Genomic DNA, 25,026 nt, shown 5'->3' with positions numbered 1-25,026 from the left:
ACTCTGCTCTCCACTCGTCGATCGCCGCACTTGCAACGTCCATCCGAAATTCAGTCGAACGGTAGGTTACGGCAGGAGTTCCACCGTCGCCGACTTCGCAAGATTCCGGCCTGTCGTACAAGAATCAGCGACGCAGAGTGTGCGCGTACACGACTTCGGAAAATTCGCTGGTCGATGCCAAACCGCCGAGGTCCGCGGTCGCGATACCCGACGCGATGGTCGTGCGAACCGCGTCTGAAATGCGGCGTGCCGCCGCAGACAACAACCGATCTCCCCGCGCATCACCGAGCCAGTCGAGCATCATCGCACTCGAGAGGAACAGTGCCGTCGGGTTCGCCCGGTTCTTCCCGGCGATGTCGGGTGCTGCACCGTGCGCAGCCTGAGCCATGACCTGCGTCTCGGAAGCGTTGATCGACGGCGCGGTTCCGAGTGAACCGGACAGCTCGCCCGCCAGATCCGACAAAATGTCGCCGAACATGTTTTCGGTCACCACGACGTCGAAGTCTCCGCCGCGTCGAACGAGGTGCGCCGCCATCGCGTCGACGTGCTCGTCGTCGACGACTACGTGGGGGTACTCCGCGGCGACGGTTCGGCAGGCGTCGCGGAAGAGGCCGGTGGTCAGTGTCAGGACGTTGGCCTTGTGGACGATCGTGACGTGATTGCGCCGACGCGACGCCAACGCGAAGGCAGTGCGTGCGATCCGTTCGCATGCAGCGCGGGTGAACACACCGACGGCCAGGGCGATGTCTGGCGTCGGCATGAATTCGCCGCTGCCGACTGCCATGTTCCGATCCGCGTACAACCCCTCGGTGTTCTCGCGGACGATCACCAGATCCATGTCGGGGACCATCGCCTTGACGCCGGGGAATGCTGCTGCCGGTCGGATGTTCGCGAACAACTCGAACTTTTTCCGGATGACGCCGCCGGGGGTGAGTTGTCCGCGAAACCTCTCGGGATACGACGCGCTGTCATGGGGTCCGAGGATCCAGCCTTGCAGCTGCCCCAACCCATCGATGGTTTCGTCGGGAATTGGCGTGCCGTGAGTGTCGATGGCCGTACTCCCGAGCGGAAGCTCGACCCACTCGACGGGCGGAGCGTGAACCGATGACAGCGCCGCATCCACGATCTGCCGTGTCGCCGGGACGATTTCGTGGCCGATTCCGTCGCCGTGCATGAGCCCCAGCCGCATGGCCGGAGTACCGATTGCGCTCGCACCTGTCATCAGGCAATCATTGCTCACCATGGTCCAGTCGGTGGAATTGCTCCTCGATCCGGTGAGTGAGTCGGCAGTGCGAGCACAATGGCAGCTACTCGCCGACGCCGGACTACCGAGTCAGGCCTCTCATCACAGCCCGTCCAACCGTCCGCACATCACGCTGTTCGTCGCCCGTGAGATCCCCGCGGAGATCGACGAACTGTTGGTGCGGCGCTTCTCGGCCCCGGACTTCGAGGTCCGGCTGGGTGGCTACGTCGTGTTCGGCGGCAAGCAGATGGTCTTGGCGCGCTCGGTTGTTCCTTCGCGTGCACTCCTTCACCTGCACCGAGAAATAGCCGAGTCAACAGTTGGCTCGACGGCACTTCCCGCCCACGTCGAGCCCGGCGCGTGGACGCCTCATGTGACGCTCGCCCGACGCGTCGAACCTGCACGTCTGGGTGAAGCCATCGCCCTGCTGGGCACCGACGTGATTCAAGGGCGCAGCGGCGGGATCAGGCGCTGGGACGGCGAACAGAAGACGGAATGGTTACTGACACCGCCGGTGTGACAGAGCGGGTTGCACGTCGGGTCACCAGGATTCCCGCGATCACCGCCAGCGCACCAACCGGCTGATTCCAGCCAACGCTTTCGTCCAAGACTATTGCGCCGAGAGCGACGCCCACCACTGGACTGAGATAAGTGACGGTGGACGCCGCAGTCGGCCCCCACCCCTGAACGACGTTGGTGTTCCAGATGAATGCGAGCCCGGTCCCCAGTGCGCCTAGAGCGATCATCGACAGGACAACTGCCGGCGTGAGGTGCATCGGCGTGTTTGCGGCGACCGGAGAGGCCAGAACCATCACGAAAGCACCGATACTGATCTGCACAAGCGCGACCGTACGAGTGTCGACGCCGAGAGGAAGCACGAAACGCCTGAGGTAGACAAACGAAATCCCGTACGACGCAGTCGCTCCCAGGCAAGCGACCTGAGCACTCAAACTTCCGCCAACGCCGAGATTCCACGGCGCCAACACGATCAGCACCCCACCGAATCCGAGAAGCAACCCCAGCGACTTGTATCGCGTCAGCGTCTCCCCCGGCAGAAAGGCAAGGGAGACAGCCATAGTCATCAGTGGCGTGGTGGCGTTGTAGATGCTCGCGAGTCCCGAGGACATGTTTTGCTCCGCCCAACTGAACAGCAGCCACGGAACGATGCATTGCGTCGCTGCGAGAAAAGCCAGGTGCTTCCAGACACGAAATTCCCTCGGTAGGCCGATCCGGTTGACCGCTGACACGAGAACCAGCGCGAGCGCACCGAAGACCAAGCGCCACAGAACTACCTGCGTGAAGGACAGACCTTCGAGCCCGATCTTCATGAAGAGGAAACTGGCTCCCCACACCACCGCAGCTGCGGTGTATTGAAAGGCCAGACTTGCCCTCAAAGGGTGAAGTCTCCGTGCGGACTGACGTCGTGACGAGTGTCGGGCGTTCGGCCGGCAAGAGCTAGTACGTTCAGGACCAGTAGGACCAAGAGGCTGACGACGATGATTGCCATGTGTCCAGCCTGACGGAATGTCCCACGTGGCAGTAGTGGCAGAAAAGCCAGACTTGGACGATTTTCTGCCACTTTCCCGTTTTTCTGTCACACTCGAAAGATGCTCGCGAAAGTGGTGGTCCCACTGATGCCGATGACCGAGGCGTTCGAACTCGGCGTGGCATGTGAAGTCTTCGGCTTCGACCGATCCGACGACGGCCTCCCCACGTACGACTTCTCGCTGATCGCCGCAGTTCCGGGCCCGATCCGAACGCGGTTCGGTTACAACATCGATGTTCCGTACAACCTCGATTCTCTCGACGACGCCGACCTCATCGTCGTTTCCGCCGGCGGAACCTACGACGCCGGCGACGCGTACATGTGCTCACCGAGTCCCGACTCGAGTGTCGATCCCCTGCTGGTGAAACTCAACGAGGCCGTAGCCCGGGGCGCCAAGGTGGCGAGCCTGTGCACCGGAGCGTTTGTCCTCGGCGCGGCTGGACTACTGGACGGAAGGCGATGCACGACGCATTGGCGGCACGCAGAGAGGCTTGCCCAGACGTATCCGGAAGCCAAGGTCGATCCGGACGTGTTGTACGTGGACGAAGATCCGGTGTTCACCAGCGCAGGCACCGCGGCAGGAATCGATCTGTGCCTGCACATCGTGCGAAAGGAACAGGGTTCTCGTGTCGCCAACGGCATCGCGAGAAGGATGGTGGTGCCACCCCACCGTGACGGTGGGCAGGCCCAGTACGTCGCCACTCCCCTCACCTCGACGCCGAGTGCAACCCTTGCCCCACTCCTCGACTGGATGACGGAGAATCTCGCCCTCGACCTCACTGTCGGAATGGTCGCGGCCCGAGCGAACATGTCCGCTCGCACATTTGCCCGCCGTTTCCAAGCGGAAACGGGAACAACTCCCGCCCGCTGGCTCAGCGATCAGCGAGTACTGGCCGCCCAGCAACTCCTGGAGAATTCGGACCTCTCCGTCGATGTCATCGCGGAACGCGTCGGTTTCGGCGGCGGCGCCGTGCTTCGCCAGCACTTCATCCGGCTTCGCTGCACCACGCCCCAGGCCTACCGCCGGACGTTTCGGGCGACCGAGAACGCAAGCTGAAATCGGCTCAGGGAAGAATCAGCGGTTCCGGGGCGTTGCACACACCAACAGCCCGCACAATGGAAAGGACCCCTGTGGCCACCCAGACACTCACCCAGCAGAACTTCGACGAAACGATCAACGGCAGCGACGTCGTCCTCGTGGACTTCTGGGCCTCCTGGTGCGGCCCGTGCCGCCAGTTCGCACCGACGTTCGAAGCCTCTTCGGAGAAGCACGCCGACGTCGTTCACGCCAAGGTCGACACCGAGGCCGAGCAGGGAATCGCAGCGGCCGCGAACATCCGCTCTATCCCCACGATCATGGCCTTCCGCGAAGGCGTACTCGTGTTCAACCAGGCCGGCGCTCTTCCCGCCGCTCAGCTCGAAGAGCTCGTCACTCAGGTCAAGGCACTCGACATGGACGAGGTCCGCAAGCAGATCGCAGAGCAGACCGCTTCAGCTGAATAGCGAAAAGAGCGCGCTCCGAATCGAATTCGATTCGGAGCGCGCTCTTTTCGTAGCCACACTGTCTTGACGCCGACTCAGTGAGCCGCGCTGTCCCAGCTTCGACCGGTTCCCACCGAAACGTCCAGGGGTACCGACAACTCGATGGCTGTGGCCATCTTGTCCTTGACCAGTGCGGTGACTTCCTCCAACTCGGAGGCGACCACTTCGAGCACCAATTCGTCGTGCACCTGCAACAGCATGCGCGACTTCAATCCGGCTTCGGCGAGAGCCTTCTGAACATTGATCATCGCGACCTTGATGATGTCGGCTGCGGTGCCCTGGATCGGCGCATTCAGGGCAGCACGTTCGGCCACCTCACGACGCTGACGGTTGTCGCTGTTGAGGTCCGGCAGGTAGCGACGACGACCGTAGAGCGTCGAGGTGTAGCCGTCCTTACGTGCCTGCTCGACCACCGCGTGGAGGTAATCCCGCACGCCGCCGAAACGAGCGAAGTACGCATCCATCTGCTGCTTCGCTTCTTCGGTCGAAATCTTCAGCTGCGACGCCAATCCGTAGGCACTGAGCCCGTAGGCCAGACCGTAGGACATCGCCTTGACCCGGCGACGCAGTTCAGGAGTGACCTCTTCGATCGGAACTCCGAATGCGCGCGAGCCGACAAAGCTGTGCAGGTCCTCACCGGTGTTGAATGCCTCGATCAACCCCTCGTCGCCTGACACGTGCGCCATGATGCGCATTTCGATCTGGCTGTAGTCGGCAGTGAGCAGAACGTCGAACCCCTGCCCGACTACGAATCCGTCGCGAATCTCGCGCCCCGCGTCGTTTCGCACCGGGATGTTCTGCAAGTTCGGATCGGTCGACGACAGACGCCCGGTCGCGGCAACCGTCTGGTTGAACGTCGTGTGGATGCGACCGTCTTCGGCCACGGCCTTGAGAAGACCGTCGACGGTCACCTTCATACGCGTCGCATCACGATGCGCGAGAAGGTGTTCAAGGAACGGGTGTCCTGTCTTGTCGAACAGACCCTGCAACGCCTCGGCGTCGGTGGTGTAGCCCGTCTTCGTCTTCTTGGTCTTGGGCATGTCGAGTTCTTCGAACAAGACCACCTGCAGCTGCTTCGGCGAACCCAGGTTGATCTGCTTGTCGATCACCTCGTAGGCGGAGTTTGCGGCGTCAGCGACCTGGGAGGCGAAACGGCTCTGAAGATCGTGCAGATGCGCGCTGTCGACGGCGATGCCGGTGGCCTCGATCTGAGCGAGCTCGATCGTCAACTGCAGTTCCATGTCGGAGAGGAGCGACTTGGACTCGATCGACTCCAACTCGGTGTCCAGTGCAGCTGCCAAGTCGAGAACGGCCTGAGCGCTGAGCATCGCGGTCTCGGCTGCTTCGGCATCGAGCTGTTCGGTGTCGTCGAGCAGTGAAAGCTGTTCCTGGCCGGATGTTTCGGCGCGCAGTTCACGCTTGAGGTAGCGGAGCGAGAGATCGTCGAGATTGAAGCTGCGCTGGCCCGGCCGGACGAGATATGCGGCCAGAGCAGTGTCGCTGGTCAGTCCACCGAGCGTCCAACCACGCCCACGCAGAGCATGGATCGCCCACTTGGCTTCGTGCAGCGCCTTCGGCTGCGATGCATCGGCGAGCCAATCACCGAGAGCTGCTTCGTCTTCCGGTGTTGCCGTCGACGCCGCGATGTACGCACATTCACCGTCGGAGGCCGCGATCGCGAGTGCAGTGACGTCGCCGGCAAACGGAGTTCTGGTTCCGAGCACCGTGACGCCGTGACGCTCACCGGTTCGCGCGTGGGCGTCGAGCCACGCGGCAACCGCACCCGGGGCGAGTGCGTCGCCGCTGACCTCGAACCCTTCCTCTGCTTCGGGCTCGGACGACGACAGGGTCGCGAACAGTCGATCGCGGAGAACCTTGAACTCGAGATCGTCGAACAACGCATGAATCTTCTCGCGGTCCCACGGGGCCAAGACCAACTGCTCGGGCGTGTACGGCAACGGAACGTCGCGAACCATCTCGGTGAGCTGACGATTGAGCAGGACGTTTGCGAGGTTCTCTCGTAGTGAGTCGCCCACCTTGCCGCGGACCTTGTCCACGTTGTCTACCAGTCCCTGCAGGTCACCGTACTCACGGATCCACTTGGTAGCGGTTTTCTCACCGACGCCGGGGATACCGGGGAGGTTGTCACTCGGGTCGCCGCGCAGGGCAGCAAAATCCGGATACTGCGACGGAGTGAGGCTGTACTTCTCCTCGACGGCCGTCGGCGTGAATCGGGTGAGCTCCGAGACACCCTTCTTCGGGTAGAGCACAGTGACGTTGTCGGTCACCAGCTGCAGCGAGTCGCGGTCGCCGGTCACGACGAGAACCCGGTATCCGAGTGCCTCCGCCTGCGTGGTCAACGTGGCAATCACGTCGTCGGCCTCGAAACCTTCCTCGGCCATGACCGGGATGCCCAGCGCGCCGAGAACGTCCTTGGTGATGTCGATCTGGCCCTTGAATTCGTCCGGAGCCTTCGCGCGCTGCGCCTTGTATTCGGGGAACAGGTCGGCGCGAAACGTCTGACGCGACACGTCGAAAGCCGCGGCCAAGTGGGTGGGCTGCTCGTCACGAAGAAGGTTGATCAACATCGACGTGAAGCCGTACACCGCGTTGGTGGCCTGCCCACTGTGTGTCTTGAAGTTCTCTGCAGGCAGCGCATAGAAGGCGCGAAATGCCAACGAATGCCCGTCGAGAAGCATCAGAAGAGGGCGATCGTCCGCCTTGCCGGTGGTGCCGGCTGAAGCGGTGGACGTGCTGGACCGAGTTGTGGTTGCGGGGCTCACGGTTCATCAGTCTAGGGATCGCGACCGACATCGACGCCTTCGCCGTTGTTTACGCAGGAACACACACAAGAATCGGACAATTGATGCAGCCTTCGGCCTTCGATACGGAACCGAAACATCCCGGAAATCTCAGAACCCCATCTGAAGCGAACGGAGCCGTTAGAGTCCGGAAATCGCAGCAACGAAACAATCCCTGTGCTGCGCGGCACCTTTGTCCAGACGCGCTATTCCCGACCCGCTCGGAGGACGTACGTGGCCCCACCCGTAGTGAAACGGCAGACCCTCGCGACACTCAGCCGACTACTGGCCTTTGCATTACTGACGTTCTTCGCATTACTCAGCCTGGCCGGAACTGCTTCGGCTCAGGAACCGACCACTTCCCCTACACCGCCGACCCCGACAGCATCCGCAACACCGACAGCACCGGTTCCCGACAACGCTGTCCCCGTCAGCGGCAATCTCAACAACGGCGGCACACGCCTCGAGGGCGTCACCGTCCGTGCGCTCGATTCTTCCGGTACGGAAGTCGCCACCGGAGAATCGGCATCGAACGGCCGTTGGGAACTGGCCGTGGCACCGGGCACCTACACCTTCGAGATCGTTGCCGACACACTTCCCGACGGGGTCAGTGTGCAAGCCGCTGTCGAACGCGAGGTGGTGGCCGGCCGCGCGAACACCGTGATCTTCTCGTTCGGCGAGGTACGTACCGCCTCGAATGTCAGCTTCGGCGAGAAGCTGATCCGCACGACGGTCGACGGTCTGCGGTTCGGCCTCGTGATCGCGATCGCCGGTGTGGGTTTGAGCCTGATCTACGGCACCACTGGCCTGACCAACTTCGCTCACGGCGAGATGGTGACGTTAGGAGCCGTAGCTGCCTGGGTGATCAACACGTCCTTCGGCGTTCCGCTGATTCCCGCCACGATCCTCGCGATCTTCGTCGGCATCGGCATCGGCCTGCTGACCAACGGAATCGTCTGGAAACCACTGCGTAAGCGCAAGACCGGGTTGATCGCACAATTGGTGGTCTCGATCGGTCTCGCGATTTCATTGCGCTACTTGATCCTGATCTTCTTCTCCGACCGCGCCGAACCGTTCGACGACTACCAGGGCCAGGTCGAGAAGAACTGGGGCCCGATCGCACTGACCGACGCCAACGCGATAGTCATGATCGTCAGTCTGGTCGTCCTGGTCGGCGTCGCACTGCTTCTGCAGAAGACTCGCATCGGAAAGGCCATGCGTGCCGTCTCCGACAATCGTGACCTCGCCGCTTCGTCCGGTATCAACGTCGAGCGCGTGATCATGTTCGTCTGGGGGCTCGGCGGCGGATTGGCCGCCCTCGGCGGTGTGCTGTTCGGTATCTCCGAACTCGGCGGACGCGTCCAGTGGGAAATGGGCTTCAAACTGTTGCTGCTCATGTTCGCCGGAATCACCCTCGGTGGTCTGGGAACCGCGTACGGGGCGCTACTCGGCTGCGTCATCGTGGGACTTCTGGTCCAACTCTCGACGCTCATCATCAACCCCGATCTCAAATACATCGGCGGACTTCTCGTCTTGATCGTGATCCTCGTGGTTCGCCCCCAGGGCATCCTCGGATCCAGACAAAGGATCGGGTGACGAACATGGACATCATGGGAGCTTTCCAGGTTTCCTTCGCCCAGTTGATCGGGCCGTCGGCAATCTTCTACGCACTGCTGGCAATCGGGCTGAACCTGCACTTCGGCTACGCCGGACTGCTCAACTTCGGTCAGATCGGTTTTGCCCTCCTCGGCGGCTACGGCGTCGGCATCATGACCGTGACCTACGACCAGCCGTTGTGGCTCGGCATCCTCGTCGGTCTTACCGCAGCCGGGCTCCTCGCGCTCGTGCTGGGTATCCCGACGCTGCGTCTGCGCGCCGACTATCTCGCCATCGTGACCATCGCCGCGTCGGAGATCCTGCGTCTGATCTTCCGCTCGACCGCGTCGGATTCGGTGACCGGTTCCACCAATGGCCTGTTCGGTTTCGCAGACCCGTTCACCGCACTGAGCCCCTTCGACTCGGCCAAGCAGTACTCATTTCTCGGCGTGAAGTTCTACGGAGACGACCTCTGGTCGATGGTCGTGGGGTGGACGCTGGTCTTGATCTTGTGCGGATTTGTCTACTTGTTGACGCACAGTCCGTGGGGGCGCGTCCTCAAGGCGGTACGCGAAGACGAGGACGCAGCGCGATCGTTGGGCAAGAACGTCTTCGTGTACAAGATGCAGGCTCTGGTTCTCGGCGGCGTGATCGGTGGCCTGGCCGGTGTGTTCAACGCCCTGCAGACCAAGTCCATCAACCCGGACTTCTACTCGACCGCGCAGACGTTCTTCGCGTTCGGCGCACTGATTCTGGGCGGGGCGGCAACGGTATTCGGCCCGGTGGTCGGCGCAATGTTGTTCTGGTTCCTCCTCGCCATCCCTGATGCCTTGCTGCGTCAGGCGATCTCCGGCGAAAATCCGCTGCTTTCACTCACGGAACAGCAAGTCGGGGCCACCAGGTATGTCCTGCTCGGATTGATGATTGCTCTCCTGATGGTCTTCAGACCGCAGGGAATACTGGGTAACAAGCGGGAGGTGCAACTCAATGCTTGACGCCGATACCAGAGCACAGATCTTTGCCGACGTTCCTCACCTTCCCGGATCGGCGAAACCCGACCCGGTACTGGTCGCTGACAACGTCTCGCGGACGTTCGGCGGTCTCAAGGCCGTCGACGTCGATCACCTCGAGATTCAACGAGGGTGCATCACAGGTCTGATCGGTCCAAACGGTGCCGGAAAAACGACGCTCTTCAACCTCCTCACCGGTTTCGACCGGCCGGACACCGGTACGTGGTCGATGGACGGTCAATCGCTGGGCCGCATGTATCCCCACCAGGTAGCCAGGAAAGGAGTGGTACGGACGTTCCAGTTGACCAAGGCGCTCTCCAAACTCACCGTGCTGGACAACGTACGTCTCGGTGCCACCGGCCAACGTGGTGAACGCATTTTTGCATCCCTCGTTCCGTGGATCTGGAAAGGCCAGGAACGCGAGATCACCGAACGCGCCAACGAACTCCTCGCACGATTCAAACTCGACACCAAGGCAGACGACCTCGCCGGTTCACTCTCCGGTGGGCAGCGCAAACTGCTCGAAATGGCTCGCGCACTCATGACCTCGCCCTCGGTGGTGATGCTCGACGAACCGATGGCGGGGGTCAATCCTGCTCTGACGCAAAGCCTGCTCGGACACATCAAATCATTGCGCGACGACGGAATGACGGTCGTGTTCGTCGAGCACGACATGGACGTGATCCGAGATATCAGCGATTGGGTGGTGGTCATGGCGCAGGGCAGCGTCATCGCCGAATCCACCCCGGACGAACTCTCGTCCAACACAGCCGTCGTCGACGCATATCTGGGCAGCCACCATGACCAGGCCCTCGAGTTCGACGACAACGGAAATCCGGTGGGCGAGACGGCCGTTCTGGCCGCCGCCCTGGCTGAAGCCGAGGTCGAAACCCTCGAGTCGGGCGGGGACCTGTCGGAACCCGACGTCGACAGCCTTCCGGCCGATCTCGCCGCGACGCTGGAATCGAGTCCCGAGGAACCGCGCGGAAGGCACGAGAAGCCATGAGCGAGAACCACGCACGTTCACTCACGCCTGCAGAGTTCGCCGCGACGGCCGAGGAGCATCAGCGACTGTCGGCAGGTGCCCTGCTCCGCGCCGACAGCCTCGTCGCGGGCTACATTCCCGGCGTCAACATCCTGCGTGAATGCAACTTCTTCCTGAAGGAAGGGGAAATCGTCGGGATCATCGGACCGAACGGCGCAGGCAAATCGACACTCCTGAAATCACTGTTCGGACTGATACCGGTACGCGAAGGGTCGGTCACCTTACGCGAGGACAACATCACGTCTGCGCCCGCTCACGTCCTCGTTCAGAAGGGAGTCGGGTACGTCCCTCAGACACAGAACGTCTTTCAGACTCTGACCATCGAAGAAAACCTCGAAATGGGCATTTATCTGCGGCCCAAGGCATTCGCGGAACGATTCGCCTTCGTGAGTGAACTCTTCCCTCTTCTGAGTGAACGACGAAAGGTGAAGGCCGGCGCACTCTCCGGCGGCGAACGCCAGATGGTCGCGATGGGCCGGGCCCTGATGATGGATCCGTCGGTGCTGCTGCTCGACGAACCGTCCGCGGGCCTGTCCCCCATGTTCCAGGACGAGGTGTTCATCCGCTGCAAGAAGATCAATGCTGCGGGTGTCTCGGTCATCATGGTCGAGCAAAACGCGCGCCGCTGCCTTCAGATCTGCGACCGCGGCTACGTACTCGATCAGGGTAAGAACGCGTACACCGACACCGGCGCCAATCTGATGAACGACCCCAAGGTGATCGAGTTGTACTTGGGAACGCTCGCTGGCAGCAAAGAGAAGTAGAACAGACACGAGAATGGGCCAGGGTCTTGCGACCCTGGCCCATTCTCGTTGGCTGCTTACTTGCCCACGACCACGAATCCTCCTGTGGTCAGCGTGTTCTCAGGGCCGAACTTGAGCTTTCCGTACGAACCGATGGACGGTTCTCCCGAATCGTTGAAGTCCAACTCACCGGTGATGCCGTCGTAGTCGATGTCGGTTCCCGCCTTCACCAACGGCAGGCACTCGACGTAGGACGTGCACTTGGTGCCGCCTTCGGTGACGCTGTTGATGTTGGCTGCGATGTCGGTACCGGCCGTCGACTTCGCCTGCTCGGCAGCGAGCGCTGAGATCACCACCGCGTCGTACGACTCTCCGGCGTAGTTGAAGTCGATCAGAGAGGGGTTCACAGCCTTCAGACGATCCTGGAAGGCAGCTCCGACGTCCGTCAGGGGCGTGGTTCCCTGCATGGTGTCGAGCAACGGCTTCGCCACGGATTCGCCGAGCGCGTTACCCATGTTGCCGTCGACGCCGTACATCGCCATTCCGTCCGACGGGCCGATGCCCACTTCGTGCATGCGCGTGATGATCTTCGCCGACTCCTCGAAGCCCACCAATGCCACTGCATCCGGATTGAAGTTCTTGACTTGATCGACTTCGGAGTTGAACGACTGCGCGTTCGGGTCGTAGATGATCTTCTCGATCTGATCGGAGGGGACGCCCGAATCGATCAGATTCTTTTCGATGTTGTCCGCCAGACCCGTCCCGTACGGGTCGTTGAGGGCCATGATCGCTACGCGCTGACCACCGTCGTCCGAAATGAGCTGTGCGACGGCCTGAGCCTGTAGTACGTCCGTCGGAGCGGTGCGGAAGTACATGCCCTTGTCGGGGTAGCAGACGAATTGGTCCGAGGTGTTGGCCGGCGAGAACATCACGACGCCTGCGCTGGCGATCTTGTCGATCACCTTGAGCGAAACCGAGGACGACGCGGCGCCGACGATGACCTGAGTGCCTGCAGCCAATTCGCGGTCGACGGTGGTGTTGGCGGTGTCCGTTGTGGTGTCACCCGAATCGCCGGGAATCAGCTGGACCGGTTGGCCGAGAACGCCTCCGGCAGCATTGACGTCGTTGACTCCCAGCTGGGTGCCCGCGACCATCGGCGGCCCGAGGAACGACAAGCTGCCGGTGTCAGGAAGAAGCGTGCCGATACGCAGCGCTTCCGTGGACGGGGTGGCGCCGGCCTTGGCCTGCTCCGGGGTGCAATCAGTCGTGACGGATGTCGTCGCGGCAGAAGCGCCGGACGTAGAGCCACTCGAAGACGAGTCATCCGACTTGTCCGAGCTACAGCCTGCAAGTGCCAGTGATGCCGCGCCGAGAACTGCAGCAGTACGCACAAGTGTTCGTCTAGCCATCCCACGCTCCTAAGATCAGCCGGTGCTCGCGCCACCCGAACTGGCGCTCGCTGTGGGATCAGACGCTAGACCTTGGAACCGTTTCGCGATCCTTCAAGAAAGCCCTGTGACCTGACTGTTATCTGAAGGCGCACAGTGTTTACACGGCTGTAGCGCTGCGCGACGTTTCGACGGTCGACGCAGCCACTCAGTGCAGCCGGATAACCCGGACACTTTGCTCAAGCGTCCGGTTCACCGCCCAGAGTTTCCAGTACGACCTGTGCGACCGCCTTCATCGTGGAGCGCCGATCCATCGCGGCGCGCTGAATCCACTTGAACGCCTCAGGTTCGGTGAGCGCTTGGCGAACCATCAGAACACTCTTGGCTCGCTCGATCAGCTTGCGTGCTTCGAGCCGGTCGGAAAGATCAGCGACCTCACGCTCGAGCGCCGTCACCTCGCGGAAACGACTGACCGCCAATTCGACAGCGGGAACGAGGTCACTGATCGAGAACGGCTTGACCAAGTAAGCCATGGCGCCGGCATCGCGTGCGCGCTCGACCAACTCGCGCTGACTGAACGCTGTGAGAATGACAACAGGAGCGATCCGCTTGGCGGCAATCTCCGAAGCGGCGTCGATGCCGTCTCTCCTGGGCATCTTCACGTCCATGATGACCAGATCAGGCTTGAGCGACTCGGCCAACTCCACCGCAACCTGCCCGTCACCGGCCTCACCGACGACGTCGTAGCCCTCTTCGCGGAGCATCTCGACCAGATCCATGCGGATCAACGCCTCGTCTTCAGCGACGACAACACGACGGGGTGCGAGCTGATTGCCTTGCGGCTGCGGCGAATTCATGGCCACCATCCTCCTCCATCGAACCGCCCCGACACGAGACGCGAACGATTAGAGGGTACCGGTGTTTGACATTGAAATCGCATCTTCTAATGTAGTCATCGCAACAAGCCCTCGTATCCCAATTGGCAGAGGAAACGGATTCAAAACCCGTCCAGTGTGAGTTCGAGTCTCACCGAGGGCACCACCTGCCGCAGTTGGCCGTACCGCAAGGTTTCGGCATTCGGCTGTACCCCAGATCGACCGCAGTTAGATTCGATCCATGAACGGTCGTCGCCTGATTGCGCTGCTCGGAGCCATATCTGTTTTCGCGCTGCTCCCCGGGTGTCAGACTGACGACCAATCCGACACTGCCGGCGAATCTTCCACCCAGACCGTCCTCGATGCTGCAGCACAGACAGGCACCCTTCAGGTCGGCACTCCCCCGATCGATGCCCCACCAACCGAGATCTCCACGCTTGCTCCGTTCCCGAACGACACGGAGATCCCTTCACCGAATCCGCGCGTCGACGTGACCGAGATCGACGTGACCGATCACGATGGTTTCACCCGAATCACCTACCGATTCGACGGAAATGGATCAGTGTTCTGGAAAACCGAATATGTCAGCGAAGCAATCCGAGCGGGTGACAGCACAGTCGTGGACGTCGGAAGTCGATCGATACTTCAAGTCGACCTGATGGGAGTCCAATCGGATTCGTCGCTCAACTCCGTATCTCACGAGGGCGAAAACATCACGCGCATAGACAGTGCGGCCAGGAACAGTGCGATCCTGCAGTCGTTTGTCGGCACGGTCGACATCCGTCCGGCATACACCGTATCGACATCCGATTCACCGTCCCAGTTGATGATCGACATCCCCACGGCAGACAGCTGACTGTCGAATACCCAATTGCGCGCTCAGCTCAGCCATTCCAGCGCAGCGGTGCTCGACGCGGTAGTTCGGTTATCGAGGGGCGGATGAATACTCCGTCTCGAAACCGAGGTCTCACAATCGATCCGAGGCGATTGCTGGGTCCGGTCCAACACGACTGTCATGATTCTCACTGCATGCCCGAACTCTCACTGCATGCCCGAACTTCCGCTGCTCGAACTGCTGCTGCCAGTGTTTGTTCCAGCAGGACGGCAACCGTCATGGGGCCGACGCCACCCGGCACTGGTGTGATCGCACCGGCATGTGGGAGCGCAGCGGCGTACTCCACGTCTCCGACGTTGCCCTCGTTGTACCCCGCATCGATCACCACTGCCCCAGGCTTGATCCACGCCCCTTTGATCAGTTCCGGAACACCGACGGCCGCGATGACGATGTCTGCCGAGGCGACGTGGGCGGCCAGGTCGACGGTTCGCGAATGGCAGTATGTCACCGTTGCGCCTCGACGCAGAAGGAGCATTCCCATCGGCAATCCGAGTATCGGGCTTCGGCCGACCACGACAGCATGCTTTCCGGAGAGTTCGACGCCTGTGGCGTCGAGCAGGCGCAGGATGCCACTCGGTGTACATGATTCGAATCCCCCACCCGTCAACGCCATTGCCGCGAACGCTGCCGAGGTAACGCCGTCAACGTCTTTGTCGGCCGAGATGGCATCGAACGCAGCCCGTTCGTCGATGTGGCCTGGCACCGGGTGTTGCAGCAGTATGCCGTCGATCGAAGGGTCCGCCGACAACGCTCTCAGCACGTCGACTAGTTCTTCGGTGGTTGTACTCACCGGGAGTTCGACCGTCCGCGACGTCATTCCGACGACGACAGACCGTTTGGCCTTCATCTGTACATACGCCTTCGAGGCCGGGTCCGCTCCCACGATGACGGCAGCCAGGCAAGGAACGTGCCCCGTCTCATCACGAAACTGCCTCGTGCGCACTGACAGGTCCGCGAGCGCAGCATCGGCAATTGCGCGTCCGTCGATTATTCGAGCGGCCACGTTCTGGCTGGGCAGATTTTCGGTAGACAGATCTTCAGTAGACAGATCTTCGGTAGACATGAATCCCCCTTCACACAAGATGTGTGAAGCACCCAGGCGGTCGATGCCTCGCGATGTGCACTCCCCGGTGGTAATTCCCACCCGCGCCAGTCGTGCGTGGTCAGCGTACCGCGCGTTTGTCTCACTGCCACGAAACGCATCCGGAACGCCGCTCTCAAAACGAGACAAATCGACATAACCTATCAATAGGTAACGATCTGACCTGCAGTTATTCCATCCTAAGCAATTAGATGGCACGATGGGGGCAACCGCACGGGCACCAAGCATTGGAGGCACCGATGGACAACGGCAAGATAAACCTGACCTATGACGGTCGGGTGTCACTGAGCTTCCAACTGGCAATTCCGCACGCACCGGACAAGGTCTGGAAAGTGATAACGGAACGCGAGTACCTCGACGCCTGGTTCCCGGCGGACGTCGATTTCAATCTCACTCCAGGCGCGGATCTGCTGTTCAAGGTGACCCCGGAACAAGTCGAGCGATTCGGACTGCCCGCAGATCACGTGACGCGCGGGACGGTCATCAGCGTCCACCCGCACCGAATTCTCGAATTCCTCTGGGACGCAGATACTCTGCATTGGGAACTGGCACCGGACGGCACCGGCGGCTGCTGGCTGACCCTCACCCACACGATGGAAGACGAAGAGTCCGCGTACGCCCACGCTGCCGGCTGGCACGCGGGCTTGGAAGTTGTTGCGGCCCAACTCGATGGACGCGAAGTCGACTGGTCTCCGTGGGACCGCGCCGACGAACTCTCACCGCAATATCGCAAGTCTGCTTGATTCTGGGCCCGAGTTCAGTCTCGGGCCCGCATCTCATTCCCCTTTACGCGGGAAATGCCTGATCATTCCTTCTTGGACCACCGTCGCCAACAGCAGTCCTTCCACCGAGAAGTACCGTCCGGTTGCCAGACCGCGCGAACCTGCGGCGACCGGCGATTCGGTGGCGTACAGAACCCAGTCGGTGAACCGGAACGGGCGATGGAACCAGATCGAATGATTGACCGTCGCCGCGACGATACGATCATGACCCCAGGACAAACCATGAGTGGTCAGAATCGAATCGAGCACGGTGGTGTCGGACGAATATGCCAGCGTCGCAGCGTGAATGAGCGAATCGTCCGGCAGATCACCGTCGGGGCGCATCCACACCCGATTGTGGTTGAGTTTCTCGCCGGTGCCCTTGAGGATCCACGCCGGATCGTTGGCGTACCGCATGTCGATCGGCTTGAGCGCCGCACTGAAATGCGGCAGTTTTTCCTCGTACCCCACCAGATGATCGCCGATGGGAGGCAACGACTCCGGAAGTGGAACATCCGGGATCTCGACAGCATGGTCGAGCCCCTTGCCGGAGTCCTGGAACGCCGCGAGCATCACGAACAATTCGTTCTCACCCTGATAGGCAGTCACCTGACGGTTGGCGAATGCCCTCCCGTCACGATGACGCTCCACCCGGTACTCGATAGGCGCCTTCACATCTCCGCCCCGAATGAAATGGGCGTTCACGGCATGGATGGGGCGATCACCATCGACAGTCCGTCCGGCGGCCATCAGTGCCTGAGACACCAATTGGCCGCCGAACGTCCGCGAACCTACCTGTTTCGGGTGGTATCCACGGAACGCGTCGTCACCGATCTGCTCCAGATCCAACAGACCGAGAAGAGTACCGAGGTCGGTGGACGCGTTCGCGTGGGTCACTCAGTGGTCCTCTTCGCCGATACGGTGGACGTGAATGAGGTTGGTGGAACCGACAGTTCCCGGAGGGGATCCGGCAACGATGACCACGAGGTCGCCCTTGACGTACCGCCCGAGGGAGAGCAACGCACTGTCCACCTGACGCACCATCTCGTCGGTGGTGGCCACCGCATCGACCAGGAACGTCTCGGTTCCCCACGTCAGCGTCAGCTGACTGCGCACCGCGGGCAGCGGTGTGAAGGCGAGCAACGGCAGCGGCGTGTGCAGACGAGCCAGTCGACGCACCGTGTCACCGGACTGAGTGAACGCAACCAAGGCCTTGGCGTCGAGACGTTCGCCGATGTCGCGTGCTGCGTACGAGATGACTCCGCGCTTGGTGCGCGGGACGTGGGTCAACGGTGGGACACGGGTTGATTCGTTCTCGACGGCCTCGACGATGCGGGCCATGGTGCGAACGGTTTCCATGACGTACTTGCCCACCGAAGTCTCGCCCGAGAGCATGACTGCGTCGGCGCCGTCGAGAACGGCGTTGGCGACATCGGATGCCTCTGCACGAGTGGGACGTGAGTTCTCGATCATCGACTCGAGCATCTGCGTCGCGACGATGACCGGCTTCGCGTTCTCACGAGCAATCTGGATTGCGCGCTTCTGAACGAGCGGGACCTGCTCGAGCGGCAACTCGACACCGAGGTCACCGCGGGCGACCATGACGGCGTCGAACGCGAGCACGATGGCCTCGAGATTGTCGATGGCCTCGGGCTTCTCGAGCTTCGCGATGACGGGAACGCGGCGCCCGACTCGATCCATGATGGCGTGAACCAATTCGACGTCCGCCGGTGAGCGAACGAAGGAGAGTGCAATAAAGTCGACACCCAGCTTGAGAGCGAACTCGAGGTCGGCGATGTCCTTGCCCGACAGGGCTGGAACGGAGACGTTCATACCGGGCAGTGAGAGGCCCTTGTTGTTGCTGACCGGACCGCCTTCGGTGACCCGACAGACGACGTCGTTGCCGTCGATGGACGTGACGACCAGGCCGACCTTTCCGTCGTCGACCAGCAGTCGATCGCCGGCCTTGGCGTCGCGCGCCAATTCCTTGTACGTGGTCCCGACGCGATCGTGCGTTCCCTCGACGTCGTCGACGGTGATACGAACCTCTTCACCGTTGGCCCAGGTGGTCCGCTCGTCCTTGAATCGGCCGAGGCGAATCTTGGGCCCCTGAAGGTCGGCGAGAACACCGACGGCCTTTCCGGTGGCGTCCGACGCGGCGCGGACGCGAATGTAGTTTTCTTCGTGATCGGCATGCTCGCCGTGGCTGAAGTTGAGGCGCGCCACGTCCATGCCGCTCTCCACGAGCTCACGGATGCGGTCGCCAGAAGCTGTCGCAGGTCCAAGTGTGCATACAATTTTTGTCCGTCGGTTCACGGCTCGAGCCTAGTCGCTACCCCACCGCACTTCTATCCGGCATTTGCGACCTGCACTTTCTGTACTTACTCGATTCAGTTGGTCAGCTCACGAACAGCGGAAATGCCTTTGGATGAACCGGAGCCGGAAGCGCCGACTCGCCTGTGAGAAACATGTCGACGGCACGTGCGGCCGACCGTCCCTCGGCAATCGCCCACACGACCAGCGACGCGCCGCGATGCGCGTCGCCGCAGACGAATACGCCGGGTGTCCGGGTCTGCCACCCGACATCACACTCGATTCTGCCGAGTGGATCGGTGCCGACATCAAGGTCGGTGAGCAGTGGGGCGGTTTCGACGCCGTCGAAACCCAGAGCGAGCAGGACCATCTCGCACACCAGATCCGTCGTGTCGCCGGTCTCCACCAGGGTCCGTTGTCCATTCGTCCCCCGCGACACGGCTACCGGAACCATCCGGATTGCGCGGACCGCACCCCCACCGTCGTCGAGAAATTCCTGCGCCGCCCATCGGAATCGTTTGTCACTGCCCTCCTCGTCTGCCGGCGAGCTGCGTAGGACCCGCGGCCACAACGGCCATGGGTCGCGATCTCGATCGCGGCGTGCCGGAGGTGGGACGTGGTAATCCAATTCCGTCACCGAGAGGGCGCCTTGGCGATGCACCGTGCCGAGGCAGTCGGCGGCCGTGTCGCCGCCACCGATGATCACGACGTTCTTACCTCGCGCCGAGATGCTCGACGCTCCGTCACCCTCGCATTCGTGGTTGGCCGCACGCAGGTACGTCATCGCACGATGGATTCCGCGAAGACTACGACCCGGTACGTCTGTGTCTCTGGCACGGTCAGCCCCGACCGCCAGGACTACCGCCTCGAATTCCGTCGAGAGGTCGTGCGCGCTCACGTTCACTCCGACGGCGCAGTCGGTGACGAATCTGGTCCCCTCGGCGGTCAGTTGGTCCAGCCGCCGGTTGATGAGGGCCTTGGGCAACTTGAATTCCGGAATTCCGTAGCGAAGCAGTCCCCCGATCCGATCGCTCCGCTCGAACACCGTGACACTGTGTCCGGCTCGTGTCAGTTGTTGAGCCGCAGCCAGTCCCGCCGGTCCCGAACCGACAACTGCAACACGGTTTCCACTGTGAACTACCGGTGCCTGCGGCCCCAACCAACCCGACTCCCAGGCGTTGTCGACGATTGCCTGTTCGATGCGCTTGATGGTGACACCCCCCGACGTGTGCTCGTCGTCGAGTGCGAGAACGCACGCCGTTTCGCACGGTGCGGGGCACAGATGTCCGGTGAACTCGGGGAAATTGTTGGTGGAATGCAGATTCTCCGAGGCTTCGGACCACCGTCCACGCCGAACCAGGTCGTTCCATTCCGGAATGAGATTGCCGAGCGGACACCCCACGTCGGCCGAATGGCAGTACGGCACAGCGCAGTCCATGCAACGCGAGGCCTGTGCAGATACGTCTCGATTTCGCACGACGGGATCCAGCGACTCGTATACCGACGCCCAGTCGCCGACACGCACATCGGTCGATCTGGTCGGTGAGCCGGATCGTTTCACGTTGAGGAACCCGCGTGCGTCAGGCATGAGCCGGCTCCACCAGTTCGTTCTCTTCCACGACCTTCCGGTAGTCGACAGGCAAAACTTTGGTGAATCTCGGACTCTGGCCAACCCAGTCGTCGAGAAGTTTTGCCGCCACGGGCGAGCCGGTCGCAGCCAAATGCTCGCCGAGAATTTCGACCAGCTGACTGCAGTCTTCCGCCGAAGGCCGCTCCAGAACGACCATGTCGCCGTTGACCTTCTCTGCCTTCACGTCGAGTACGAAGGCAATTCCGCCCGACATTCCCGCAGCAAGGTTCCTACCAGTTGGACCGATGATGACGACGCGACCCCCGGTCATGTACTCGCACGCATGGTCTCCGACGCCTTCCACCACAGCGACCGCGCCCGAGTTGCGCACTGCGAATCGTTCCCCGACACGCCCCCTGGCATACAGCGCACCGCTCGTAGCGCCGTACAGCAGCGTATTGCCGGCAATCACCTGATCCTCCGCCACGAAGGGCGCGTCCTCACTCGGCCGAAGCGCGATTCGTCCACCGGAGAGCCCCTTCCCCACGTAATCGTTTGCATCGCCGACGACGACCAGCGAGATGCCGGGCGGCAGGAACGCACCGAGTGACTGGCCTGCCGTTCCACTGAGCACGACGTCGATGGTGCCTTGAGGTAGCCCGACGGCGCCGTAACGTCTGGTCACCTCTGCGCCCAGCCTCGTTCCCACCGCCCGATCCGTATTGTGTACTGGCAGTTCGATATGCACGGGTCGAGCGTCCTCGAGTGAGTTCGCGGCGCACTCGATCAGGGTGCGTTCGAGTTCGCTCGAAACAGGTACACACGGCGGGTAGGCCGCGCCGGTCGGCGCGGCCGGAACGTCGAAGAGTGGTGAGAGGTCCAACTTGCGACTCTTCCAATGCGCCACCGCCGGAGACATTTCCAATACGTCTGCGTGGCCCAGAGCGTCGTCGATACTTCGAAACCCCAGTTCTGCCAACAAACGTCGTACGTCGTCGGCGATGAAGCGAAAGAAGTTCTCGACGTACTCCGGCCGGCCGGTGAATCGCTCTCGCAGTTCGGGATTCTGCGTCGCTACTCCGACGGGGCAGGTGTCGAGGTGACATACCCGCATCATGACGCAGCCGGCCGCGATCAGTGGCGCCGTGGAAAACCCGTACTCCTGCGCCCCCAGCAACGCGGCGACGACGACGTCCCGCGCCGTGCGCAAACCCCCGTCACACTGGACGACGATCCGATCGCGTAACCCGTTGAGCACCAAGGTCTGCTGAGTTTCGGCCAGCCCGATCTCCCAGGGCGTACCAGCGTGGTGGATGGACGAGAGTGCCGCCGCCCCCGTCCCGCCGTCGTGACCGGAGATCAGCACCACGTCGGCGTGCGCTTTGGCCACACCTGCCGCAACAGTCCCGACTCCGACTGCGCTGACCAACTTCACGTGTATCCGCGCACGATCGTTTGCGCATCTGAGGTCGTAGATCAATTGGGCGAGATCCTCGATCGAATAGATGTCGTGGTGCGGGGGCGGAGAAATGAGCCCGACTCCAGGTGTCGAGTACCGGGTTTCCGCGATCCACGGGTACACCTTGGACCCCGGAAGCTGCCCTCCTTCACCGGGCTTGGCACCCTGGGCCATCTTGATCTGAATGTCGGTGGCGTTGACCAGGTAATCGCTGGTCACCCCGAAGCGCCCACTCGCGACCTGCTTGACTGCGCTTCGACGCTTGTTGTCGCGCAACCGCTCCGGTGACTCTCCACCCTCACCGGTGTTGGAACGTCCGCCGAGAGCATTCATCGCGACTGCCATCGTCTCGTGAGCCTCGGCAGAGAGGGAGCCGTAGCTCATCGCACCGGTGTTGAATCGAGCGAGAATCAACTCGACGGGTTCGACCTGACGGAGCGGAATCGGCGGACGAATCCCACGCCGAAATCGAAACAGCCCCCGAAGTGTTCCGCCCTGCGCACTCAGTCGATCGACTTCATCGCTGTAGCGACGAAACATCTCACTTCGCCCCGTCCGGGTCGCATGCTGAAGGAAGAACACGGACTCGGGTGTGAACACATGCAATTCACCACCGCGGCGATACCGGAACTCTCCACTGCTGCTCAACTGACGATGCCGCACCGTACGATACGTGGCCGCGTGACGCATCAGAACTTCTCGCGCGACTTCGGTGATACCGATCCCGCCGATCCGGCTTCGTGTGTTGCAGAAGTATTCGTCGACCAATCCTCGGCCCAAGCCCACGGCCTCGAATACCTGTGCGCCCGTGTAGGAGTGAACCGTAGCGATTCCCATCTTCGACATCACTTTGAGCACGCCGGAATTTGCCGCTCTCAGATAGTTGTCCGATGCCATTTTCGAATCTATCCCGGGAAGTTCGTCTTGCTCGCTGAGTGCTTCTACCGATTCGAGAGCAAGATACGGGTGGACAGCCGCCGCACCGTAGCCGATCAGCAGCGCGATGTGATGAACTTCGCGCGCGTCACCCGACTCGACGACGAGGGAAACCTTGGTTCGCAGGCCATGCCGAACCAGATCGTGGTGCACGGCAGATACTGCGAGCAATGACGGAATGGGAGCCTGCTCAGGGCCCGATCCACGGTCGGAGATCACCAGAATCTCGATTCCGGCTGCGGCGGCCGTTCGGGCGCACTCACGAAGCCTCTCGACGCCTTCGGCGAGACTGCCTCTCGGATCGAAACCTCCCCGTAGGACAGCGCTTCTCGGAGTTCTTGCGTCGCATAGTTCGGCGACCTTCGCCATCTTCCCCGGTCCGATCACCGGTTTATCGAGAACAATCCTTCGGCACGACAGCGCCGACGCTTCGAACAAGTTCTGCTCAGCGCCGAGGGTGACACCAAGCGTAGTGACGACTTCCTCGCGAATCGCGTCCAAAGGCGGGTTCGTCACCTGAGCAAAGAGCTGGACGAAGTAGTCGTACAACACCTTCGGCCGATCCGAGAGAACGGCGATAGGTGTGTCGACTCCCATCGATCCCAACGGCTCCGATCCTGAGCGAGCCATTGGAAGGAGAACTTCCTGCAAGTCCTCTGCCTGGTATCCGAAGAGCAGCTGCCTTTGCAACAGCGGAGCCGGATCGCCTCGGGCAGGCGCCGACTCCGGGATTTCCTCGAGATCGACCAATCCCCCGTCGACCCATTCCCGGTAGGGGGCTGTGCTCGCGAGTTCGGATTTGATCTCCGCATCGGAAACGATGCCACGGCGAGCGGTGTCGACGAGGAACATTCGACCCGGTTCGAGGCGCCCCTTCTCCAACACCTCGGACGTCGGAGCGTCGAACACACCGCTCTCACTCGCCAACACGATACGGCCGTTCCTCATCCGCCACCATCGCCCTGGGCGAAGACCGTTGCGATCCAACACCGCCCCGACAACAGTGCCGTCGCTGAACGTCACCGACGCCGGACCGTCCCATGGTTCCATCAGGCAAGCGTGAAATTGGTAGAAGGCCCTCATCTCGTCTGGCATCGAAGAATCGTTCTCCCATGCACCGGGAATCATCATCACGATGGCGTGCTGCATAGTGCGGCCCCCGAGCGTCAGAAACTCGAGCACTTCGTCGAACGACGAAGAGTCGGATCCACCCGGGGTACAGATCGGAAACATGCGATCGATGTCCCCACCTAAAAGTGCGCTCCGCAACATCGGCTCGCGAGCGCGCATCCAATTCCTGTTTCCCACAATCGTATTGATCTCGCCGTTGTGAGCGATGCAGCGATACGGCTGAGCAAGTGACCACGACGGAAAAGTGTTCGTGGAGTACCGACTGTGCACGACCGCCAAGGCAGTTCGCATTCGGGCGTCGCATAGGTCGGTGAAGTAACCGGGTAACTGCGTCGGCGTGAGCATGCCCTTGTACACGATGGTTCGGGCGGACAACGAGGGGAAATACACCGCATCATCGGCCGAATGAATTCGCTCGACTTGTCTCCTGAGCGCGAACACTCGTCGGTCCAAGGCAATTCCGCCCACACTGCGATCTCTTGGCTCGGCGCACGTCACAAAACATTGACTGATGTACGGAGCGCACTGCGCGGCAACGGTTCCGACGCAGTCACGGTCGACTGGGACCTCCCGCCACCCGATAATCCGCAGTCCTTCTGCCGCTGCGTACCGGTGTATCCGAACTACCGCGCGCCGACGTGCTTCCTGATCCACCGGGAGAAAGCAGTTTCCGGCTGCGTAGGTGTTCTCACCCATCGCGTTGGGTGGTGGAAGCTCGAACGCGGTCACCGCGTCGAAGAATTCCGTCGGCAGCTGAAGAAGGATGCCCGCGCCGTCACCACTGTTGCACTCGCGCCCGACTGCGCCACGATGGGTGAGATTGGCCAGGACCGCGAGCGCCTCGTCGACAATGGAATGCAGGTGACGTCCAGAGGTGTCTGCTACCACGGCTACACCACATGAATCGGTTTCCTGATCGGGGTCGTACAGGCCTCGAGGATCAGGTATTCGAGAAAACGGCACTCGGCGACCTCCACACGGTCATGCAGCCGACGTTCGTTAGTTTATCAGCACATAACCGCAGGTCGCGAGAGAAAAGTGTGACCCCCTGACGACGAGCGTCAGGGGGC

General features: G+C 61.7%; 19 protein-coding genes and 1 tRNA gene. 10 read left to right on the top strand and 10 right to left on the bottom strand.

Annotation, left to right across the window (positions count from 1 at the left end; all coding sequences use genetic code 11):
- Positions 1-124 precede the first annotated feature (124 nt).
- Positions 125-1,222 carry an isocitrate/isopropylmalate dehydrogenase family protein gene (locus tag EEB12_RS27910; RefSeq protein ID WP_060939360.1) on the bottom strand — a complete coding sequence of 366 codons (1,098 nt, stop codon included), beginning with the start codon at positions 1,220-1,222 and terminating at the stop codon, positions 125-127.
- Here EEB12_RS27910 and EEB12_RS27905 point away from each other — a divergent pair.
- Positions 1,188-1,763, top strand: coding sequence for a 2'-5' RNA ligase family protein (locus tag EEB12_RS27905; protein WP_223257901.1), 576 nt, complete (start codon positions 1,188-1,190; stop codon positions 1,761-1,763). The two genes, EEB12_RS27910 and EEB12_RS27905, sit on opposite strands and share 35 nt — an antisense overlap.
- On the opposite strand, the gene EEB12_RS27900 is transcribed toward EEB12_RS27905, so the two are convergent.
- Complete coding sequence (locus tag EEB12_RS27900; protein WP_141488891.1) at positions 1,708-2,637, bottom strand: DMT family transporter; 930 nt, start codon at positions 2,635-2,637, stop codon at positions 1,708-1,710. The two genes, EEB12_RS27905 and EEB12_RS27900, sit on opposite strands and share 56 nt — an antisense overlap.
- Before the next feature lie 213 nt (positions 2,638-2,850).
- On the opposite strand from EEB12_RS27900, the gene EEB12_RS27895 reads away from it, so the two are divergent.
- Both EEB12_RS27895 and trxA read left to right on the top strand, forming a co-directional pair.
- Positions 2,851-3,846, top strand: coding sequence for a helix-turn-helix domain-containing protein (locus EEB12_RS27895; RefSeq protein WP_020969741.1), 996 nt, complete (start codon positions 2,851-2,853; stop codon positions 3,844-3,846).
- 74 nt (positions 3,847-3,920) lie between these two features.
- Positions 3,921-4,292, top strand: coding sequence for a thioredoxin (trxA, locus tag EEB12_RS27890; RefSeq protein ID WP_003944106.1), 372 nt, complete (start codon positions 3,921-3,923; stop codon positions 4,290-4,292).
- Positions 4,293-4,366: 74 nt separating this feature from the next.
- Here the strand turns inward: trxA and polA are convergent, their stop codons facing one another.
- Positions 4,367-7,114, bottom strand: a complete 2,748-nt coding sequence (polA, locus tag EEB12_RS27885) for a DNA polymerase I (protein ID WP_141488890.1) — start codon at positions 7,112-7,114, stop codon at positions 4,367-4,369.
- A gap of 303 nt (positions 7,115-7,417) precedes the next feature.
- Between polA and EEB12_RS27880 the strand changes: the two genes are divergently transcribed.
- From EEB12_RS27880 to EEB12_RS27865, 4 genes are read left to right on the top strand one after another with little or no spacing between them, the layout of a single operon-like run.
- Positions 7,418-8,728 carry a branched-chain amino acid ABC transporter permease gene (locus tag EEB12_RS27880; protein WP_037120375.1) on the top strand — a complete coding sequence of 437 codons (1,311 nt, stop codon included), beginning with the start codon at positions 7,418-7,420 and terminating at the stop codon, positions 8,726-8,728.
- A gap of 5 nt (positions 8,729-8,733) precedes the next feature.
- A complete protein-coding gene (locus tag EEB12_RS27875; RefSeq protein WP_003944088.1) occupies positions 8,734-9,723 on the top strand; it encodes a branched-chain amino acid ABC transporter permease in 990 nt (329 codons plus the stop codon).
- On the top strand, positions 9,716-10,744 hold the full coding sequence (locus EEB12_RS27870) for an ABC transporter ATP-binding protein (RefSeq protein WP_020907906.1): 1,029 nt from the start codon (positions 9,716-9,718) through the stop codon (positions 10,742-10,744). The genes EEB12_RS27875 and EEB12_RS27870 overlap by 8 nt, the downstream gene beginning before the upstream one ends.
- Positions 10,741-11,547, top strand: a complete 807-nt coding sequence (locus EEB12_RS27865; RefSeq protein ID WP_007728720.1) for an ABC transporter ATP-binding protein — start codon at positions 10,741-10,743, stop codon at positions 11,545-11,547. The genes EEB12_RS27870 and EEB12_RS27865 overlap by 4 nt, the downstream gene beginning before the upstream one ends.
- 56 nt (positions 11,548-11,603) lie before the next feature.
- Here EEB12_RS27865 and EEB12_RS27860 read toward each other — a convergent pair whose 3' ends face one another.
- Both EEB12_RS27860 and EEB12_RS27855 read right to left on the bottom strand, forming a co-directional pair.
- Positions 11,604-12,935 carry an ABC transporter substrate-binding protein gene (locus EEB12_RS27860; protein ID WP_141488889.1) on the bottom strand — a complete coding sequence of 444 codons (1,332 nt, stop codon included), beginning with the start codon at positions 12,933-12,935 and terminating at the stop codon, positions 11,604-11,606.
- 218 nt (positions 12,936-13,153) lie between these two features.
- A complete protein-coding gene (locus tag EEB12_RS27855) occupies positions 13,154-13,771 on the bottom strand; it encodes an ANTAR domain-containing response regulator (protein WP_003944029.1) in 618 nt (205 codons plus the stop codon).
- Positions 13,772-13,878: 107 nt separating this feature from the next.
- On the opposite strand from EEB12_RS27855, the gene EEB12_RS27850 reads away from it, so the two are divergent.
- Together EEB12_RS27850 and EEB12_RS27845 are read left to right on the top strand one after the other, a co-directional pair.
- Positions 13,879-13,955: transfer RNA gene (locus tag EEB12_RS27850), tRNA-Leu, on the top strand.
- A gap of 75 nt (positions 13,956-14,030) precedes the next feature.
- Positions 14,031-14,645 carry a hypothetical protein gene (locus EEB12_RS27845; RefSeq protein ID WP_141488888.1) on the top strand — a complete coding sequence of 205 codons (615 nt, stop codon included), beginning with the start codon at positions 14,031-14,033 and terminating at the stop codon, positions 14,643-14,645.
- Positions 14,646-14,811: 166 nt separating this feature from the next.
- On the opposite strand, the gene EEB12_RS27840 is transcribed toward EEB12_RS27845, so the two are convergent.
- Positions 14,812-15,747, bottom strand: a complete 936-nt coding sequence (locus tag EEB12_RS27840; protein ID WP_141488887.1) for a bifunctional 5,10-methylenetetrahydrofolate dehydrogenase/5,10-methenyltetrahydrofolate cyclohydrolase — start codon at positions 15,745-15,747, stop codon at positions 14,812-14,814.
- Between the two features lie 278 nt (positions 15,748-16,025).
- Between EEB12_RS27840 and EEB12_RS27835 the strand changes: the two genes are divergently transcribed.
- The gene (locus EEB12_RS27835) at positions 16,026-16,529 is read left to right on the top strand and encodes an SRPBCC domain-containing protein (RefSeq protein ID WP_003944006.1); all 504 of its coding nucleotides are present in this window, start codon (positions 16,026-16,028) and stop codon (positions 16,527-16,529) included.
- A gap of 33 nt (positions 16,530-16,562) precedes the next feature.
- On the opposite strand, the gene EEB12_RS27830 is transcribed toward EEB12_RS27835, so the two are convergent.
- From EEB12_RS27830 to gltB, 4 genes are all read right to left on the bottom strand, one after another.
- Complete coding sequence (locus EEB12_RS27830) at positions 16,563-17,444, bottom strand: acyl-CoA thioesterase (RefSeq protein WP_019748651.1); 882 nt, start codon at positions 17,442-17,444, stop codon at positions 16,563-16,565.
- Positions 17,445-18,863, bottom strand: a complete 1,419-nt coding sequence (gene pyk, locus EEB12_RS27825) for a pyruvate kinase (protein WP_003944038.1) — start codon at positions 18,861-18,863, stop codon at positions 17,445-17,447. It lies immediately after the preceding gene.
- A gap of 82 nt (positions 18,864-18,945) precedes the next feature.
- Entirely contained in the window at positions 18,946-20,448 is a 1,503-nt protein-coding gene (locus EEB12_RS27820; protein WP_020969747.1) for a glutamate synthase subunit beta, read from the bottom strand.
- Positions 20,441-24,919, bottom strand: coding sequence for a glutamate synthase large subunit (gene gltB, locus EEB12_RS27815; protein ID WP_141488886.1), 4,479 nt, complete (start codon positions 24,917-24,919; stop codon positions 20,441-20,443). The genes EEB12_RS27820 and gltB overlap by 8 nt, the downstream gene beginning before the upstream one ends.
- Positions 24,920-25,026 lie beyond the last annotated feature (107 nt).

It is taken from the genome of Rhodococcus sp. WS1, from assembly GCF_003797745.1.
Classification (GTDB): Bacteria; Actinomycetota; Actinomycetes; order Mycobacteriales; family Mycobacteriaceae; genus Rhodococcus_F; species Rhodococcus_F erythropolis.
Note: the sequence above shows the minus strand (reverse complement) of the source record. Positions and strands in the feature narration are given on the sequence as shown.

Coding starts and splice junctions, on each gene's coding strand:
- EEB12_RS27905 (WP_223257901.1), top strand. CDS start 1,188: ATGGCCGGAGTACCGATTGCGCTCGCACCTGTCATCAGGCAATCATTG.
- EEB12_RS27845 (WP_141488888.1), top strand. CDS start 14,031: ATGAACGGTCGTCGCCTGATTGCGCTGCTCGGAGCCATATCTGTTTTC.
- EEB12_RS27870 (WP_020907906.1), top strand. CDS start 9,716: ATGCTTGACGCCGATACCAGAGCACAGATCTTTGCCGACGTTCCTCAC.
- EEB12_RS27910 (WP_060939360.1), bottom strand. CDS start 1,222: ATGACAGGTGCGAGCGCAATCGGTACTCCGGCCATGCGGCTGGGGCTC.
- EEB12_RS27895 (WP_020969741.1), top strand. CDS start 2,851: ATGCTCGCGAAAGTGGTGGTCCCACTGATGCCGATGACCGAGGCGTTC.
- EEB12_RS27865 (WP_007728720.1), top strand. CDS start 10,741: ATGAGCGAGAACCACGCACGTTCACTCACGCCTGCAGAGTTCGCCGCG.
- EEB12_RS27855 (WP_003944029.1), bottom strand. CDS start 13,771: ATGAATTCGCCGCAGCCGCAAGGCAATCAGCTCGCACCCCGTCGTGTT.
- EEB12_RS27835 (WP_003944006.1), top strand. CDS start 16,026: ATGGACAACGGCAAGATAAACCTGACCTATGACGGTCGGGTGTCACTG.
- EEB12_RS27860 (WP_141488889.1), bottom strand. CDS start 12,935: ATGGCTAGACGAACACTTGTGCGTACTGCTGCAGTTCTCGGCGCGGCA.
- EEB12_RS27840 (WP_141488887.1), bottom strand. CDS start 15,747: ATGTCTACCGAAGATCTGTCTACTGAAGATCTGTCTACCGAAAATCTG.
- EEB12_RS27875 (WP_003944088.1), top strand. CDS start 8,734: ATGGACATCATGGGAGCTTTCCAGGTTTCCTTCGCCCAGTTGATCGGG.
- EEB12_RS27820 (WP_020969747.1), bottom strand. CDS start 20,448: ATGCCTGACGCACGCGGGTTCCTCAACGTGAAACGATCCGGCTCACCG.